At 61.5% G+C, this 14,590-nt stretch carries 14 protein-coding genes; 4 read left to right on the forward strand and 10 right to left on the reverse strand.

Annotated elements, in window-relative coordinates:
* Positions 1 to 4: 4 nt before the first annotated feature.
* Positions 5 to 970, reverse strand: a complete 966-nt coding sequence (locus IZ6_RS10545) for a tripartite tricarboxylate transporter substrate-binding protein (RefSeq protein ID WP_222875013.1) — start codon at positions 968 to 970, stop codon at positions 5 to 7.
* Positions 971 to 1,205: 235 nt separating this feature from the next.
* On the opposite strand from IZ6_RS10545, the gene IZ6_RS10550 reads away from it, so the two are divergent.
* Entirely contained in the window at positions 1,206 to 3,404 is a 2,199-nt protein-coding gene (locus IZ6_RS10550) for a bifunctional diguanylate cyclase/phosphodiesterase (RefSeq protein WP_222875014.1), read from the forward strand.
* A 53-nt stretch (positions 3,405 to 3,457) separates the two neighbouring features.
* Here IZ6_RS10550 and IZ6_RS10555 read toward each other — a convergent pair whose 3' ends face one another.
* Positions 3,458 to 5,011, reverse strand: coding sequence for a 2-isopropylmalate synthase (locus IZ6_RS10555; RefSeq protein ID WP_222875015.1), 1,554 nt, complete (start codon positions 5,009 to 5,011; stop codon positions 3,458 to 3,460).
* 375 nt (positions 5,012 to 5,386) lie between these two features.
* On the opposite strand from IZ6_RS10555, the gene IZ6_RS10560 reads away from it, so the two are divergent.
* Complete coding sequence (locus tag IZ6_RS10560) at positions 5,387 to 5,656, forward strand: hypothetical protein (protein WP_222875016.1); 270 nt, start codon at positions 5,387 to 5,389, stop codon at positions 5,654 to 5,656.
* Positions 5,657 to 5,691: 35 nt separating this feature from the next.
* Here IZ6_RS10560 and IZ6_RS10565 read toward each other — a convergent pair whose 3' ends face one another.
* The gene (locus IZ6_RS10565; RefSeq protein WP_222875017.1) at positions 5,692 to 6,417 is read right to left on the reverse strand and encodes a hypothetical protein; all 726 of its coding nucleotides are present in this window, start codon (positions 6,415 to 6,417) and stop codon (positions 5,692 to 5,694) included.
* A gap of 66 nt (positions 6,418 to 6,483) precedes the next feature.
* Here IZ6_RS10565 and IZ6_RS10570 point away from each other — a divergent pair, with 66 nt between their 5' ends.
* Together IZ6_RS10570 and IZ6_RS10575 are read left to right on the forward strand one after the other, a co-directional pair.
* The gene (locus tag IZ6_RS10570; protein WP_222875018.1) at positions 6,484 to 6,918 is read left to right on the forward strand and encodes a hypothetical protein; all 435 of its coding nucleotides are present in this window, start codon (positions 6,484 to 6,486) and stop codon (positions 6,916 to 6,918) included.
* The gene (locus tag IZ6_RS10575; RefSeq protein ID WP_222875019.1) at positions 6,918 to 7,418 is read left to right on the forward strand and encodes a hypothetical protein; all 501 of its coding nucleotides are present in this window, start codon (positions 6,918 to 6,920) and stop codon (positions 7,416 to 7,418) included. The genes IZ6_RS10570 and IZ6_RS10575 overlap by 1 nt, the downstream gene beginning before the upstream one ends.
* A 13-nt stretch (positions 7,419 to 7,431) precedes the next feature.
* On the opposite strand, the gene IZ6_RS10580 is transcribed toward IZ6_RS10575, so the two are convergent.
* From IZ6_RS10580 to IZ6_RS10610, 7 genes are all read right to left on the reverse strand, one after another.
* Positions 7,432 to 8,340 (reverse strand): PhzF family phenazine biosynthesis protein, encoded by a 909-nt coding sequence (locus tag IZ6_RS10580; RefSeq protein WP_222875020.1) that lies wholly within the window; start codon positions 8,338 to 8,340, stop codon positions 7,432 to 7,434.
* The gene (gene pdxY / locus IZ6_RS10585) at positions 8,337 to 9,185 is read right to left on the reverse strand and encodes a pyridoxal kinase PdxY (RefSeq protein WP_222875021.1); all 849 of its coding nucleotides are present in this window, start codon (positions 9,183 to 9,185) and stop codon (positions 8,337 to 8,339) included. The genes IZ6_RS10580 and pdxY overlap by 4 nt, the downstream gene beginning before the upstream one ends.
* A gap of 133 nt (positions 9,186 to 9,318) precedes the next feature.
* Positions 9,319 to 10,338 carry a ketol-acid reductoisomerase gene (gene ilvC, locus IZ6_RS10590; RefSeq protein ID WP_222875022.1) on the reverse strand — a complete coding sequence of 340 codons (1,020 nt, stop codon included), beginning with the start codon at positions 10,336 to 10,338 and terminating at the stop codon, positions 9,319 to 9,321.
* 99 nt (positions 10,339 to 10,437) lie between these two features.
* Entirely contained in the window at positions 10,438 to 10,953 is a 516-nt protein-coding gene (ilvN, locus tag IZ6_RS10595) for an acetolactate synthase small subunit (RefSeq protein WP_222875023.1), read from the reverse strand.
* Positions 10,953 to 12,734: an acetolactate synthase 3 large subunit gene (locus IZ6_RS10600; protein ID WP_222875024.1), complete on the reverse strand. Its 1,782-nt coding sequence runs from the start codon at positions 12,732 to 12,734 to the stop codon at positions 10,953 to 10,955. Before IZ6_RS10600 ends, ilvN begins: the two co-directional genes overlap by 1 nt.
* 403 nt (positions 12,735 to 13,137) lie before the next feature.
* On the reverse strand, positions 13,138 to 13,779 hold the full coding sequence (locus tag IZ6_RS10605; protein ID WP_222875025.1) for an outer membrane protein: 642 nt from the start codon (positions 13,777 to 13,779) through the stop codon (positions 13,138 to 13,140).
* Between the two features lie 142 nt (positions 13,780 to 13,921).
* Positions 13,922 to 14,551, reverse strand: coding sequence for an outer membrane protein (locus tag IZ6_RS10610; RefSeq protein ID WP_222875026.1), 630 nt, complete (start codon positions 14,549 to 14,551; stop codon positions 13,922 to 13,924).
* Positions 14,552 to 14,590 lie beyond the last annotated feature (39 nt).

Below are 14,590 nucleotides of genomic sequence, written 5' to 3' on the forward strand. Positions count from 1 at the left end.
TTTCTTAGTCAGCGTATTCGCCGGCTGCCTCGATGATCGGTTTCCAGCGGGCGATCTCCGATTTCAGCTTGGCCTCGAGCGCCGCGGGCGTTGCATCGGCGTCCGAGGACGGAACGGTGCCGAGCGAGGCGAAGCGCTCGACGACGACCGGATCCTTCAGCGCCTTCTGCAGCGCCGGAACGAGCTTGTCGATCGCGGCCTTCGGCGTGCCCTTCGGCGCGTAAAGACCGTGCCAGATGCCGACTTCGAAGCCCGGCAGACCGGCTTCGGCGCCGGTCGGCACATCCGGAAGAGCCGGGATGCGCGTCTTGGTCGTCGTGCCGTAGGCCTTGATCTTCTTTTCCTTGATCTGGTTCGTGACGTTGGTCGACTGGTCGCACATCACGTCCACCTGGCCGCCCATGAGGTCGGTCAGCGCCGGGCCCGTGCCCTTATAGGGAACGGCCGTCAGCTTGGTCTTGATCGCCGACATGAACAGCATGCCGCACAGATGCGAGGCCGAGCCGATGCCGGCATTGGCGTAGTTCACCTTGTCGGCATTGGCCTTCACATAATCGACGACGCCCTTGAGGTCCGTCGGTTCGAAGGTCGGCTTGGCGACGAGGATCATCGGCACATCGGTGACGAGGCCGACATAGTCGAAGGCGTTGAGCGGGTCGTAGGCCAGTTTGCGGTAGAGGCTGGCGGAGGTCGCCATGCCGATATGGTGGAGCAGGAGCGTGTAGCCGTCCGGAGTCGCCTGGGCCACCTTGCCGGCGCCGAGAGTACCGCCGGCGCCGCCGGCGTTCTCGACCACGACCTGCTGGCCAAGATCCTTGCTCATGCTTTCCGCGACGAGACGCGTCACGGTGTCAGTCGGGCCGCCGGCCGCAAACGGCACGACCACGGTGATCGGACGCTCGGGATATTCGGCGAAGGCAGGTCCGGCAAAAAGCGCGGTAACCGCTACCGCGGCAAGAAGCTTGCGCATTGGTTTCTCTCCCTACGGAACGTCTATCGGGCTCAACTGACCCCCGCGTTCCTCAACCGCAATTTGAGGCAAAAGCGCATGACGTTGCAAGGGGTTCGGACCCCGTTTGGACCCGCACGCTCAAATTGAGCCGTGTTGAGCGAGTCTTAATAAGCGTGCGTCTATTGTCCGGACCCATTCAGCCGAAATTCAACGGTTCAAGAGTATGTTAAATCCGATCTTCGGGTTTTTCGGGATGACGCCCAGCACCAGTTTCAGCCATTGGTTCGCCCGGCGCGCGGTGCCCGGTGTGGTCGCCATCATCGCAATCGTGTTCTTCATCATGGGCGGTTTCGTCTATGAGATCGGCACTTCCATCGATCAGCGCTCGGCCCGGCGCACCTCAAGCTTTGCCGATGTCGCCCTCAACGCCCAGCGCGAGGAGATGGAGCGTGTCTCCAAGGATTATGCCGGCTGGGGCGAAGCCTATCGCCACCTCCATCCCGATCTCGACCTCACTTGGGCTTACGGCTCGAGCAATATGGGATCGACCCTTTTTCCCGATTATGGGCTGAACTTTCTCGTCGTCGTCGGTCCCGGCAATGTGACGAACTATGCCGTCGTCGATGGCAAGCTGATCAACCCCCTGCCCGTGGAAAGGCTTTTGACCGGCGGCACAATGCTGCTCGTCGAGCGGGCCCGCGACAGCGGAACAGAGACCGTTCCGGTCTCCGGCTTCCTGATGTGGGGCAAATGGCCTGTGCTCGTGACGGCCGCGGTGATCTCACCGGGCGGCGATCCCACCGTCCCGGTTGTCCCGGGCCCGGCTTCGGTGCTGCTCATCGGCTATGCGCTGACGCCGGAGAAACTCATTGCCGCCGGCGACAAATACTCCATCCCTGATTTCCGCCTGCGCCAGCCGCAATACGAAGCGGCCTTCGCCGAAAAGATCCTGTTTACGGAAGACGGCCGCCGCGGCGCGGTTCTGGAATGGAACCCCGACAGGCCCGGCCGCGCGCTGATGCGGCGCGTCTTCCCGTGGCTGGGCGGTGCGGCAGCGCTTCTTGCCGTCCTGACCTTCCTCTTCCTGCGCCACGCCTTCCAGACGACGCAGGTTCTTGAATCCAATGCGCGCGAACTTGCGGAAGCGCAGGCCAAGGCCGAGCATCTTGCCCTGCACGATGCGGTCACCGGCCTTCCGAACCGCGCCATGCTGATGGACCATGTCGAAACGGAACTGCGCAAGAACGCGGTCTGTACGGCGCTCTTCTATATGGATCTCGACCGCTTCAAACCGGTCAACGACCTTATGGGCCGCGAGGCCGGCGACGCCATCCTTCTTGAGGTCGCCAAACGGCTGAAATCTTCTGTCGGCGACAACGATCTCGTCGCTCGCGTTTCCGGCGACGAGTTTGCCGTCGCCGCCTGCCTGACGGGTCCGGAAGAAGCCGAAGGGCTCTGCCGCAAGCTCACCGAGGCTGTCGGCCGGACGATGAGCGTCGGCGGCACGGACATGCAGGTCGGCATGTCGATCGGCGTCGCGCTCGCACCGAACGACGCACATACGGGCTCGGACCTCATACAGCGCGCCGATCTTGCGATGTATCAGGCCAAGCAGGAACGGCGCGGCAGCTACCGCTTCTTCGCGCCGGAAATGAACGATCTGGCGCTCGTTCGCCAGACGCTGGAAATGGATCTGCGCCGCGCCGTCAAAGCTGGCGAGTTCGACCTGCATTTCCAGCCGCGCTTCGATACACGCACGCTGAAACCCGTCAGCGTCGAGGCGCTGATGCGCTGGCAGCATCCCGAGCGCGGCATGATCCCGCCCGCCCAATTCATTCCGCTCGCCGAGGAACTCGGCCTCATCCACGAGATGGGCGCCTGGAGTCTGCGGCATGCCTGTTCGGTCATCGCAAGCTATGAAGGCATCGCCGTCTCGGTGAACATTTCGCCCGTTCAGTTCCGCGATCCGGGACTTGCCGATCTCGTCGCCTCGATCCTCAAAGAAACCGGGCTTGCGCCGCACCGCCTCGAACTCGAACTCACCGAGGGCGTACTGCTCGAAAACACCGAAATGGCGCAGACGGTGCTGACCGCATTGAAAAAGCTCGGTGTGACCTTGGCCATGGACGATTTCGGCACCGGCTATTCCTCGCTCGGCTACCTCCAGCACTTCCCGTTCGACCGGCTCAAGATCGATCAGGCATTCGTCTCGCAATTGACGGCACAGGACAGTTCACGCCCGATCGTTCAGGCCATACTCGCAATGGCGCGCTCGCTCGGCATTTCGGTCACCGCCGAAGGCGTCGAAACGGCCGAGCAGTTCATGCTGCTGCGCGCCGATCAGTGCGCCGAGGTGCAGGGCTTTTTCCTGGCCAAGCCCGTGCCGCTGGCCGAGCTCCGACAGACTTTGTCCGTCCCGCCCGACCAGATCCTGAGCCGCACCGCGGCATAAACAAAAAAGGCCGCTCCTTTGGAGCGGCCTTTTTCATTACGATGCTGCGGGCCTCAGGCGACGGCCTGGGCTCCTTGAGATTTGCGCTTGATGATCAGCTTGTTCAGCGAGGCCACATAGGCTTTCGCGCTCGCCACCAGCGTATCAGGATCGGCGGCGCGGCCGGTGACCGTCTTGCCGTTCTCGGTCAGGCGTACCGACACTTCGGCCTGCGCGTCCGTGCCCTCCGTCACGGCGTGGACCTGATAGAGTTCCAGCACCGCATCATGCGCGACGAGCTGCTTGATCGAGTTGAAGATGGCATCGACCGGACCGTTGCCGGTGGACTGAACCGTCTTCTCAACCCCGTCAATGCTCATGGTGAGCGTCGAGGATTGCGGACCGGTCGTTCCGGCAATGACGGCCAGCGAAATGACCTTCAGACGATCGTCGGCATGGGCGACTTCGTCATCGACCAGCGCCTCGATATCCTCGTCGTAGACATTCTTCTTGCGGTCGGCGAGCGCCTTGAACCGCATAAAGGCGTCCTCCAGCGCGTTCTCGCCCAGCTGATAGCCGAGATCCTTCAGCTTTTCGCGGAAGGCGTGGCGGCCCGAATGCTTGCCCATGACCAGCGAGGTCGCTTTCACGCCGACGCTTTCGGGCGTCATGATCTCGAATGTCTGCGCATTCTTCAGCATGCCGTCCTGATGGATGCCGCTCTCATGCGCAAAGGCGTTCCGGCCGACAATCGCCTTGTTGTACTGGACCGGAAAAGCCGAGACCGCCGAGACGAGTTTCGAGGCACGCATCAGCATGGTCGTGTCGATGCCCGTCGAATACGGCAGCACATCTTTGCGCGTGCGGATCGCCATCACGACTTCTTCCAGCGCGGCATTGCCGGCGCGCTCGCCGAGGCCGTTGATCGTGCATTCGATCTGGCGGGCGCCGTTGGCGACACCGGCCAGCGAGTTTGCGACCGCGAGGCCGAGATCGTCATGGCAGTGCGTGGAGAAAATCACCTTGTCGGCATTCGGCACGCGCTCACGCAGCATCTTGATGAGCGCGCCATATTCTTCCGGCGTGGCGTACCCAACGGTGTCGGGAATGTTGATCGTCGTGGCGCCGGCCTTGATGGCGGCCTCGACGCAGCGGCACAGATAATCCGGCTCGGTGCGCGTTGCGTCCATCGCCGACCATTCGACATCGTCGGTGTAGGAACGCGCGCGCGTCACGGACGCGACGACACGCTCGAACACCGCCTCCTCGTCGAGCTGCATCTGATATTTGCGGTGCAGCGGCGAGGTGCCGATGAAGGTGTGGATGCGGCCGCGGCGCGCCGGCTTGATGGCTTCGGCGCAGCGGTCGATGTCCTTGAAGTGCGCGCGGGCGAGACCGCAGATCACACTGTCTTTGGCGCGCTTTGAAATTTCGAGGACGCTCTCAAAATCGCCTTCCGAGGCGATCGGGAAACCGGCTTCGATGACATCGACTCCCATTTCGACGAGAACGTCGGTGACTTCGAGCTTCTCCTCGAAGGTCATGGTGGCGCCGGGCGATTGCTCGCCGTCGCGCAAAGTCGTGTCGAAAATAATGACGCGGTCGGCGTCTTTCGGTGCGGTGGTCATCGGGCTCTGCCTTCTGGAATTTTGCCCGGCTGGAAAGCGGGCGTCGGGTTTATCTTCTGAGCGGAAAAGATCCCCTGAGCGCCCAGGCGAAAGCCCGGCCGGCGATCAGGGGCGGCTAAGAAGGAGCCCGGAAAGAAGGCGCGCGACGCCGGCGGCGAAACGCCGTGCCGTTGTGTCGTCGATCATGGTGCGGACCAGCATGGTCTCGTTCCCGTTGCGCCTAAAACTACTCTGCCCCGCCACCTCTTACTAAAAGATGAGGCAGGACGGGCCGGGTGATACGCGTTTTGGGCGTTTGGGGCAAGTATAAGCCCCGCCGGGGGCTTGCAGGCCCCCCGGTCGGCGCGCACTAATCAGGCCGTTTCGGGGGGTGCCATGATCCGTTTCGTCTCAGCCGCCGCAATTGTCCTCCTGGCCTCCGCAGGGGCCGCCACGGCCGGCTGCAAGGAAGACATCGCCAAATTCCAGAAGCTTATCGACGGCGACCTGAAGACCGGCTTCATCGCCAAGGGCGTCTACGACAAGGTCAATGGCGAGCTCAAGGCCGCCGCCGGGCTCTGCAAAAGCGGCCAGGATGCTGCGGCCTCCAGCGCCGTCGCCTCCTCCCGGGCCCGCCACGGCTATCCGGCCGCTTCGGGCCAGTAGCCCGGGCTTCTAAGAAAATATACCTCTGATGCTGATCAGGGTTCGAGGATCTGTTCGATAAGGGCCGAGACATAGGCCGGCACGTTCAGGCCCTGCAGCTCGTCCATACGGCGGACGAGATGGATGCGGGCAAGCTCCGGCCGCTGCTGCGCCGCAAGATACCCCGAGACCTTCCGCTCGACCTCCTCGCCCGTCAGCTGTGTGTCGCAACGGCGGGCGCAGCAAAACAGAGCTCCGTCCCAGGCGATCCAGCGCTGCTCGGAGGGCTGAAGATCGGCCGAACCCAGCCCCGTCTCTTCTTCGAGTTCGCGCAGGATCGAACCGTCGACATCGAGCCGCCCGCCGATGACATCGTCGAGATCCGGCGTGCCGCAGGGAAAATAGGAAAAGCCGGCATTGGAGGTATGCGGCGCCATCTCACCGATGAGAACAGCGCCATCCTTTGTCACGACAATCCCCGCGCCGAACAGATTGAACACCCCGGCATGCGGAAAGCCGGATGTCGTCCAGAAATTCAGCGCCGAATAGCGGACGGTCGAAAGCTCCGCGACCAGCTTTGATTTCTCGACGGATACCTCGGTCGCGACAAGCACCTCCCCGTCGAACATTTCCGGCTTCTCGGCGATGGCCGTTTTCCAATATTCGGCAATCGCCGCGGTTTTCTTTTCTGCCCAGGGCCAGCCCTCGTCCGTGACCTCGCAGTTGAAGGTGTCGACATCGCCGATGATCGGCGCGCGGCCGGAGGGATTGAGAATGCTCATGTTCTACACGTATAAATTGAATGTATTGGAAGGCGGGAATAGGCTTTGCAGCGGAACGGGGTGCCGATGGGACAAACATTCATCAATTCGGTCGTCGGGCAAAGCGACTTTCTAATCTCTCTTGCTTTGGCTGTGAGCGGCTCATGTGTCTGGCTCATCGTTTGGATCGCGCAGAAGCGCCTCTCGAATGAGGCCGTTGCCCTGGAGTGGGTGCTGGCTTTGGCAATCGCCATCGTTCTCGCCGCAGGATCCCTGCTTTTTGCGCTGTTCGGCAGGGGCCAACTCATCAGCTCCATCGGCGAGATTCATAGCGTAACAAACGCCAAGGAGTTTTCGGCGCTGCTGAATAGCGATTCCAAAGTTCAGGGCTTGGCGGAAATCCTGATGATCCAGATGACACTCCTCGCCGGAAGCGTTTTTGCCGTTTCGTGCTTTGCGCTGCGCAATGCCGGGCTGCTGATGAAAAGAACCCCCAAAACAAAGCGAAAGGGAAAAACGTAATGACGAACCGGCGCACCTTTCTTGCATTTGCTGGCGCAGCCGCATTAATCGCACCCAAGATTGGCAGGGCGCAAGGCTTTAACCCTGAACTCGATGCACTCATAAACGACATACGCAGCGAGATGCGTCTGGGAAGGCCTATTTCTCAAGAATTGGCACTGCTCCGTGCCTATATCGAATTGTTCAACAAAAATCCGCCAGTTGACGGAGCTTACCAAGAGGCACTCCGTAGTTACGACAGCATTGTAGACGAAGTCCGAGGAGACAGCGCGCTCATTTCCAGCCTCATTTCAGAGGGCACGACGGGGCCATCCGTTCGCCTTTATGCCGCCAATCGCGACAAGCTTCTAAGCTACATCGCAAAGACGGAAGTTTTTGCCAGGACCCCGACAGCGATCGAACGAGCCTATCTTACCTGCCTGATATTCGTTGATGTGATCGCAATAACCGGTGCCCGCAGCGCCCGATGGTGCATCTGGCCGATCCAGCGGGACTGCTAAACCGGCGGAACGTTCACGCCGCGATCGTGCCTTCCTGGACGAGGACCGCATCGCCACCGATGGTCGCGCCGGTGAGCGTGTCCTTCACGACATCGAGCCCAAGCACGATGCGGCTCGGACGTCCCATCTCATAGCCCTGTTCAACGGCGAGTGTGTGCTGCCCGTCCGGCGGCGGCTCGAACTCCATGACGACGCCGGCAAAAGCTGCGACCGCCGAACCCGTCGCCGGATCCTCGCGCGTGTAATCCAGCATGCGGGCATGAAAGCGCGCATCGCTCGTCACCGTCTCGGGCGTATATGCGAAAACAGAGGCCGTACTGAACACGGAGGCAACGCCGCCGAACGCTTCGGGCCAGAACCCTCCCTGCGGTTTGATGCGGCCGATGGCATCGAGCGTTTTCACCGGCACGAAGACGAAGGGATTTCCGGCCGAATAGAGGCGCGGCTGATGCAGGCCGAAGCCAATGTCCTTGAGCTCGAGACCGAGCGCGGCGGCGACCACATCATTGCTGAACCTGGATTCGATACGCGCCGGCAGTTGCGGCAGCTCAAAGCGCGCACGGCCGTTTTCGGGGCCTGCAATGCGCACGGTGCAGGGAACGATGCCGAGCTGTTCCTCGACCATGAAATTAAGGTCTTCGCCGGGATGCGCGCCGTTCATGATCGCAAGCTGTACCGCCGTGCCGACGGTCGGATGACCGGCGAACGGAAGCTCGCGATAGGGCGTGAAAATCCGCAGAAAGGCGAGATGAACCGGATCCTTCGGCGGCAGGATGAAGACGGTTTCCGACAGATTGAATTCGCGGGCGATCTTCTGCATCGCGGCGCTATCCAGACCCTCGGTATCGAGCACGACGGCCAGCGGATTGCCGGCCAAGCGCTCGGCGGTGAAGACGTCGAGCGTGACGAAACGGCGACTCATATCTTCTCCGCGTTAAAACGCGTGGTCGGCGCAACAAACTCGTCCTGCGCGGCGACGGAGAGAATCTCGCGCGAGCCTGCTTCAGACGTTCGCCTCAAGAGGCCGTAGACCGAAGACGCCGCGCCTTCGAGCGCTTTGGCGGCGCTTTTCGTTTCGAGATAATGGACGAAGAAGAGCGCGGCGATGGCATCCCCTGCCCCGTTGACCGAGACCGGCAGAAGCGGCGTGCGCACGCGGTAAAGTCCGGACGGATCGGAGACAACGAGATCGAGACTGCCTTCGGGCGTGTCGTTCAGATGAAGACTGGTGACGAGAATGGTTTTCGGGCCGAGCGCATGGACGGCCTTCAGCGCCTTGGCAAACAAGGCCGCATCCTTCGCCTCAAAACCCGCAAGCAGCTCAAGCTCGAAATGGTTGGGCGTGATGATATCGGCGGCGGGCACGGTCCGCGTCGTCATGAATTCGGGAATGCCGGGCCGCACGAAAACGCCGCGGCCGACATCGCCGATCACCGGATCGCAGCAATAGAGCGCTTTTGGACTTGCGGCTTTGACGCGCGCGACCGCATCGAGGATGGCCTCGCCGATCGTCGCATCGCCCATATAGCCGGAGAGCACGCCGTCGCAGCTCGGCAGAACGCCGCGCTCACTGACACCATCGACGACTTCGCGGATGGCATCGCCGGAATAGACCTGGCCTTTCCAGGCGCCATAGCCGGTGTGATTGGAGAACTGCACCGTATTGACGGCCCAGACTTCATGGCCAAGGCGCTGCATCGGAAACATCGCCGAGGCATTGCCGACATGGCCGTAGGCGACCCAGGACTGGATGGAGAGAATGTTCATGGCTTTGGGTTTAAGCCCCGGCTGGAATTTCGCAAATTAGAATCCGTGATGGCATCCATCGTCGTCTGTTCGGATGAGGCTTGCGTATCCCCCGAAACAAAAACCCCGGCGCGAGGCCGGGGTTTTCAATCACTCAGTTGCGGGCTTTATCGACCAGCTTGTTCTTGCCGATCCACGGCATCATGCCGCGCAGCTTCTCGCCCACCTCTTCGATCTGGTGGCTGTCATTGACGCGGCGGATGCCTTTGAACCGGGCGGCGCCGCCTTTGTATTCCATCATCCATTCGGAGGTGAACTTGCCGGTCTGAATGTCTTTCAGAACCTTCTTCATCTCCGCCTTGGTTTCGTCGGTGATGATGCGCGGGCCGGTGACGTATTCGCCCCATTCGGCGGTGTTCGAGATCGAGTAGTTCATATTGGCGATGCCGCCCTCATAGATGAGGTCGACGATCAGCTTCACTTCGTGCAGGCATTCGAAATAAGCCATTTCCGGCGCATAGCCGGCCTCGACCAGGGTTTCGAACCCGGCGCGGATGAGCTCGACAAGACCGCCGCAGAGAACGACCTGTTCGCCGAAGAGATCGGTTTCGCACTCTTCCTGGAACGTCGTTTCGATGATGCCGGAGCGGCCGCCGCCGACGCCAGACGCGTAAGCGATGCCGATTTCGAGCGCATTGCCCGAAGCGTTGTGATGAACCGCAACAAGGCACGGCACGCCGCCGCCCTTCTGATATTCGCCGCGCACGGTGTGGCCCGGGCCCTTCGGCGCGATCATGATGACATCGACCGTCGATTTCGGCTCGATGAGGTTGAAGTGGACGTTGAGGCCGTGCGCGAAGGCCAGCGCCGCGCCGTCGCGAATGTTCGGCGCGATTTCGCTCTTGTAGATGTCGGCCTGGAGTTCGTCCGGCGTCAGCATCATGACGACATCGGCCCATTTCGAAGCATCGGCCACCGACATGACCTTGAGGCCGTCGGCTTCGACCTTCTTCGCCGTGGTCGATTCCGGACGAAGGCCGATGACCACATCCTTCACGCCGCTCTCTTTGAGGTTCAGCGCGTGGGCGCGGCCCTGCGAGCCGTAGCCGATGATGGCGACCTTCTTGCCCTTGATGAGGTTCAGATCAGCATCACGATCGTAATAAACGCGCATTGGTAATCCCCGTGAAACGAGCGGCCGGACGGGCCGAAGAGGTTGGAATTCCTGCCGGGCTTCTAGCGCCCGGAAGGCCGGTGGGACAAGAGCGAGGCTTTACATACCTTCGGCGCCGCGCGAGATCGCGGCGATCCCGGTGCGGGACACCTCGATCAGGCCGAGCGGCAGCAAGAGCACGATGAACTGGTCGATCTTCGAACTCTCGCCAGTCAGTTCAAAGACATAGCTTTCGGAGGTCTCGTCGGCGACGCGCGCCGACCAGTCCTTCGAGACCTGCAGGGCCTTGGCGCGGGCCTCGCCCTTGCCGGCGACCTTCACAAGCGCCAGCTCGCGCTCGACCATCGGGCCGGAATTCGTCAGGTCCACGACCTTATGGATCGGCACGAGACGGCCAAGCTGCGCCTCGATCTGATCGATGATCGAGGGCGTGCCCGAGGTCACGATGGTGATGCGCGAGACATGCTTGTTGTGCTCGGTCTCGGAGACGGTGAGGCTTTCGATATTGTAGCCGCGGCCCGAGAACAGGCCGACGACGCGGCCGAGGACACCCGGCTCGTTGTCGACCAGTACCGACAGGACATGACGCTCGGTCTTTTCGTTCTTCGCAAGCATCAGACCAGCACCTTGCCTTCTTCGGAGATGACCGAGCCGATGTCTTCGGCTGCGGCGGCATCGCCGAGGATCATGTCGTTATGCGCCTTGCCCGACGGGATCATCGGGAAGCAGTTCTCGACCTTCTCGACGCGGCAGTCGAACAGGACCGGCGCATCGACCTCGATCATTTCCTTGATCTTGGCATCGAGCTCGGCCGGATCTTCGCAGCGGATGCCGTAGCCGCCATAGGCTTCGGCGAGCTTGACGAAATCGGGCAGCGCTTCGGAATAGGACTGCGAATAGCGGCTGCCGTGCAGCAACTGCTGCCACTGGCGGACCATGCCCATATATTCATTGTTCAGGATGAAGATCTTGACCGGCAGGCGATGCTGCGCGGCGGTCGACATTTCCTGCATATTCATCAGCACCGAGGCTTCGCCCGCAATGCAGCAGACCAGCGCATCGGGATGGGCAACCTGCACACCGAGCGCGGCCGGCAGGCCATAGCCCATCGTGCCCAGACCACCCGAGGTCATCCAGCGGTTCGGCTCCTCGAAGCCGTAATACTGCGCCGCCCACATCTGATGCTGACCGACCTCGGTCGTGATGTAGGTGTTCGGGCCTTTGGTCAGCTCGTACAGACGCTGCACCGCATATTGCGGTTTGATCACGGATTTCGAGTTCGTGTAGTTCAGGCTCTTGCGGGCCCGCCAGCGGTCGATCTGCTTCCACCACGCATCGAGCGCGGTCTTGTCGGCCTTTTTCTTTTCGGCCTTCCAGATGCGGATCATCGCCTGGATGACATTGCCGACATCGCCGATGATCGGGATATCCGCCTTGACGATCTTGTTGATCGAGGACGGGTCGATATCGACATGGATCTTCTTGGAGCCGGGCGAGAACGCATCGACGCGGCCGGTGACACGGTCGTCGAAACGCGCGCCCAGGCAGATCATCACGTCGCAATCATGCATCGTGTGATTGGCTTCCCAGGTGCCGTGCATGCCGAGCATGCCGAGCCACTGCCGGTCCGAATGCGGATAGGCGCCGAGGCCCATCAAAGTCGAGGTGATCGGGAAGCCGGTCAGGCGCACGAGTTCGCGCAGCGCTTCGGACGCTTTCGTGCCCGAATTGATGACGCCGCCGCCGGTGTAGAACACCGGGCGCTTGGCATTGGCCATGAGTTCGACCGCTTCGCGAATCTTGGCTTCATCGCCTTCAACGCGCGGCTTGTAGGTGCGGTGCTCGACATGGTCGGGGCCCGTATAGAGGCCGGCCGCGAACTGGATGTCCTTCGGAATGTCGACGAGCACCGGACCCGGACGGCCCGAACGCGCGACATAGAAAGCCTCGTGCAGAATGCGCGGCAGCTCCTCGACGCTTTTGACGAGATAGTTGTGCTTGGTCGCGGCGCGCGTGATGCCGACCGTGTCGCATTCCTGGAACGCGTCGGAGCCGATCAGATGGGTGGGTACCTGACCGGTAATGACGACGAGCGGGATGCTATCCATCAGCGCATCGACCATGCCGGTGACGGCGTTCGTTGCGCCGGGGCCGGAGGTGACGAGCACGACGCCGACTTTGCCGGTCGAGCGGGCATAGCCTTCGGCGGAGTGCGTCGCGCCCTGTTCGTGACGGACGAGGATGTGCTGGAGCTCGTTCTGCTGGAAGAGCGCGTCGTAGATCGGCAATACGGCGCCGCCGGGATAGCCGAAAATGGTATCCACGCCCTGATCGAGCAGTGCCCTGATGACCATTTCTGCGCCGGTCATCTGTGCGCCAGCCTTTGCGCCCTTCATGGCTTCCTCCAACACCCAACCTAGCTAGGCCCGGTGCTCTGAACGTCAGGTAACCGGGCAATAAAAAAGGGGCCTCGAGGAGCCCCTGCATGCGCCACCGTTCGCGACGGCCCAATGGCCGTTACGTCGATGGCGCTCCGGTTACGAGAATTCGCGTGCTCACGGGCCCGCTCTCCTAAATAACGTTGGGGAGGAGATAATCCCCTACCTTCACCCGGTCAAGCAAAACCCGCTTAGACCAAAGCAAAACCCGCCCCCGGGACTGGCCGGGGACTTGGCGTTTGGGGGCCCCTGCCCTGGGACCCCGGGCGGGCTTCCCCAAGGAGGCCTCCCCTAAGAGGCCTCGCAAAAAGCAAAAACCCCGCTTTGAGAGCGGGGTTTAGCGAACCGGCCTTGAGGCGGATCAGAAGTGGTAGGCGACGCCGCCGCGGACGATATGGCCTTCGAGGTCGAACTCGATCACATCGCTGCCGGGGCCGGCCTCATATTCCAGCTCATCGCTTTCGATGTTGAAATAAGCGTATTCGATGCGGGCCGACCAGTGTTCCGAGAACTTGTGCTCGACACCGGCGCCGACCGTGAAGCCGAACGCCCAATCGTCATCGTCCTCGCCTGTGGCGGTGTCTTCCACCTTGAAGATCGTCGAGGCGATACCGCCGGCGGCATAGAACAGGGTGTTGTCGACCGCGTAGCCAACCTTCAGGCGCGACAGGCCGAGGAAATCGGCTTCGGCTTCAAGATCGCCAAGGTCGTCATCTTCGTCGAGACCGATATAGTTGAAAGAGCTGTCGAGGCCGAAGACGAAATTGCCGGACTGCCAGTTGCGGCCGTAATAGGCGCCGATGATGAAGTCGTCCGACGAGAAATCACCGGTTTCGCCACCGTCATTGATATCCCAGTCGACATCCTTGAACGCGTAGCCGCCCGCGATACCGACGAAGTAACCGGACCACACATCGACATCCGCCGGAGCGGCATAATCAGCCGCCATAGGAGCCGACGTCATCGCCGCGACCGCAGCGCCGGCGAGAAGAAGCGTTTTCATGGAATTACCCCAACCTAGATTCGCTGGGGAAGGTATGCCATGCGGCTCAGAAAGTATGTGATCCGGCAGCCACATGTGCAAAAAAGCACAAACCCCGCCCGGACCGTCCGGACGGGGTTTTAAGGGTCAGATCCGCAAAGGATCAGAAGTGGTAGGCGATGCCGCCGCGGACGATATGGCCCTCAACCTCGAGCTCGATATCGTCGGCGTTCACCGTCATGTCGTCGCTCTCGATGTTGAAATAGGCGTATTCGATGCGGGCCGACCAGCTGTCCGAGAACTTGTGCTCGACACCGGCGCCAACCGTGAAGCCGAGAGCGAAGTCGTCATCGTCATCGTCTGTGGCAGTGTCTTCAGCGCTGAAATAGGTCGAGGCAACACCGCCCGCGACGAAGAACAGCGTGTTGTCGACGGCATAACCGACCTTCAGCCGCGACAGGCCGAGAAGATTGGCTTCCAGCTCAAGATTGACGTTGCCCGCGATCTCATCCTCGTCGAGGCCGATATAGGAGATGCTGCTGTCGAGGCCGAACACCCAATCGCCCGACTGCCAATTGCGGCCGTAATAGGCGCCGATCACGAAGTCGTCGGATTCGAAATCGTCGTCCGCACCGTCGACAAGCGTCTCAACGTCCTTGAAAGCATAGCCGCCCTGGATACCGACGAAATAGCCCGACCAGACATCGACGTCGGCCGGAGCCGCGTAGTCGGCGGCCATGGGGGCGGTCGTCATGACGGCAAGAGCCGCGCCAGCGAGAAGGATACGCTTCATAAGAATGCCCCCGGTCTTCGAATCTGACCGGAGCATACG

This window comes from Terrihabitans soli (genome assembly GCF_014191545.1).
GTDB lineage: Bacteria > Pseudomonadota > Alphaproteobacteria > Rhizobiales > Methylopilaceae > Flaviflagellibacter > Flaviflagellibacter soli.

What these genes read in the sequence shown, in the direction of transcription:
- IZ6_RS10600 (WP_222875024.1), bottom strand. Translation starts at nt 12,734, where the DNA reads ATGAAGGGCGCAAAGGCTGGCGCACAGATGACCGGCGCAGAAATGGTC.
- IZ6_RS10565 (WP_222875017.1), bottom strand. Translation starts at nt 6,417, where the DNA reads ATGAGCATTCTCAATCCCTCCGGCCGCGCGCCGATCATCGGCGATGTC.
- IZ6_RS10555 (WP_222875015.1), bottom strand. Translation starts at nt 5,011, where the DNA reads ATGACCACCGCACCGAAAGACGCCGACCGCGTCATTATTTTCGACACG.
- IZ6_RS10605 (WP_222875025.1), bottom strand. Translation starts at nt 13,779, where the DNA reads ATGAAAACGCTTCTTCTCGCCGGCGCTGCGGTCGCGGCGATGACGTCG.
- ilvC (WP_222875022.1), bottom strand. Translation starts at nt 10,338, where the DNA reads ATGCGCGTTTATTACGATCGTGATGCTGATCTGAACCTCATCAAGGGC.
- IZ6_RS10580 (WP_222875020.1), bottom strand. Translation starts at nt 8,340, where the DNA reads ATGAGTCGCCGTTTCGTCACGCTCGACGTCTTCACCGCCGAGCGCTTG.
- ilvN (WP_222875023.1), bottom strand. Translation starts at nt 10,953, where the DNA reads ATGCTTGCGAAGAACGAAAAGACCGAGCGTCATGTCCTGTCGGTACTG.
- IZ6_RS10575 (WP_222875019.1), top strand. Translation starts at nt 6,918, where the DNA reads ATGACGAACCGGCGCACCTTTCTTGCATTTGCTGGCGCAGCCGCATTA.
- IZ6_RS10610 (WP_222875026.1), bottom strand. Translation starts at nt 14,551, where the DNA reads ATGAAGCGTATCCTTCTCGCTGGCGCGGCTCTTGCCGTCATGACGACC.
- IZ6_RS10570 (WP_222875018.1), top strand. Translation starts at nt 6,484, where the DNA reads ATGGGACAAACATTCATCAATTCGGTCGTCGGGCAAAGCGACTTTCTA.
- IZ6_RS10545 (WP_222875013.1), bottom strand. Translation starts at nt 970, where the DNA reads ATGCGCAAGCTTCTTGCCGCGGTAGCGGTTACCGCGCTTTTTGCCGGA.
- IZ6_RS10550 (WP_222875014.1), top strand. Translation starts at nt 1,206, where the DNA reads ATGACGCCCAGCACCAGTTTCAGCCATTGGTTCGCCCGGCGCGCGGTG.
- pdxY (WP_222875021.1), bottom strand. Translation starts at nt 9,185, where the DNA reads ATGAACATTCTCTCCATCCAGTCCTGGGTCGCCTACGGCCATGTCGGC.
- IZ6_RS10560 (WP_222875016.1), top strand. Translation starts at nt 5,387, where the DNA reads ATGATCCGTTTCGTCTCAGCCGCCGCAATTGTCCTCCTGGCCTCCGCA.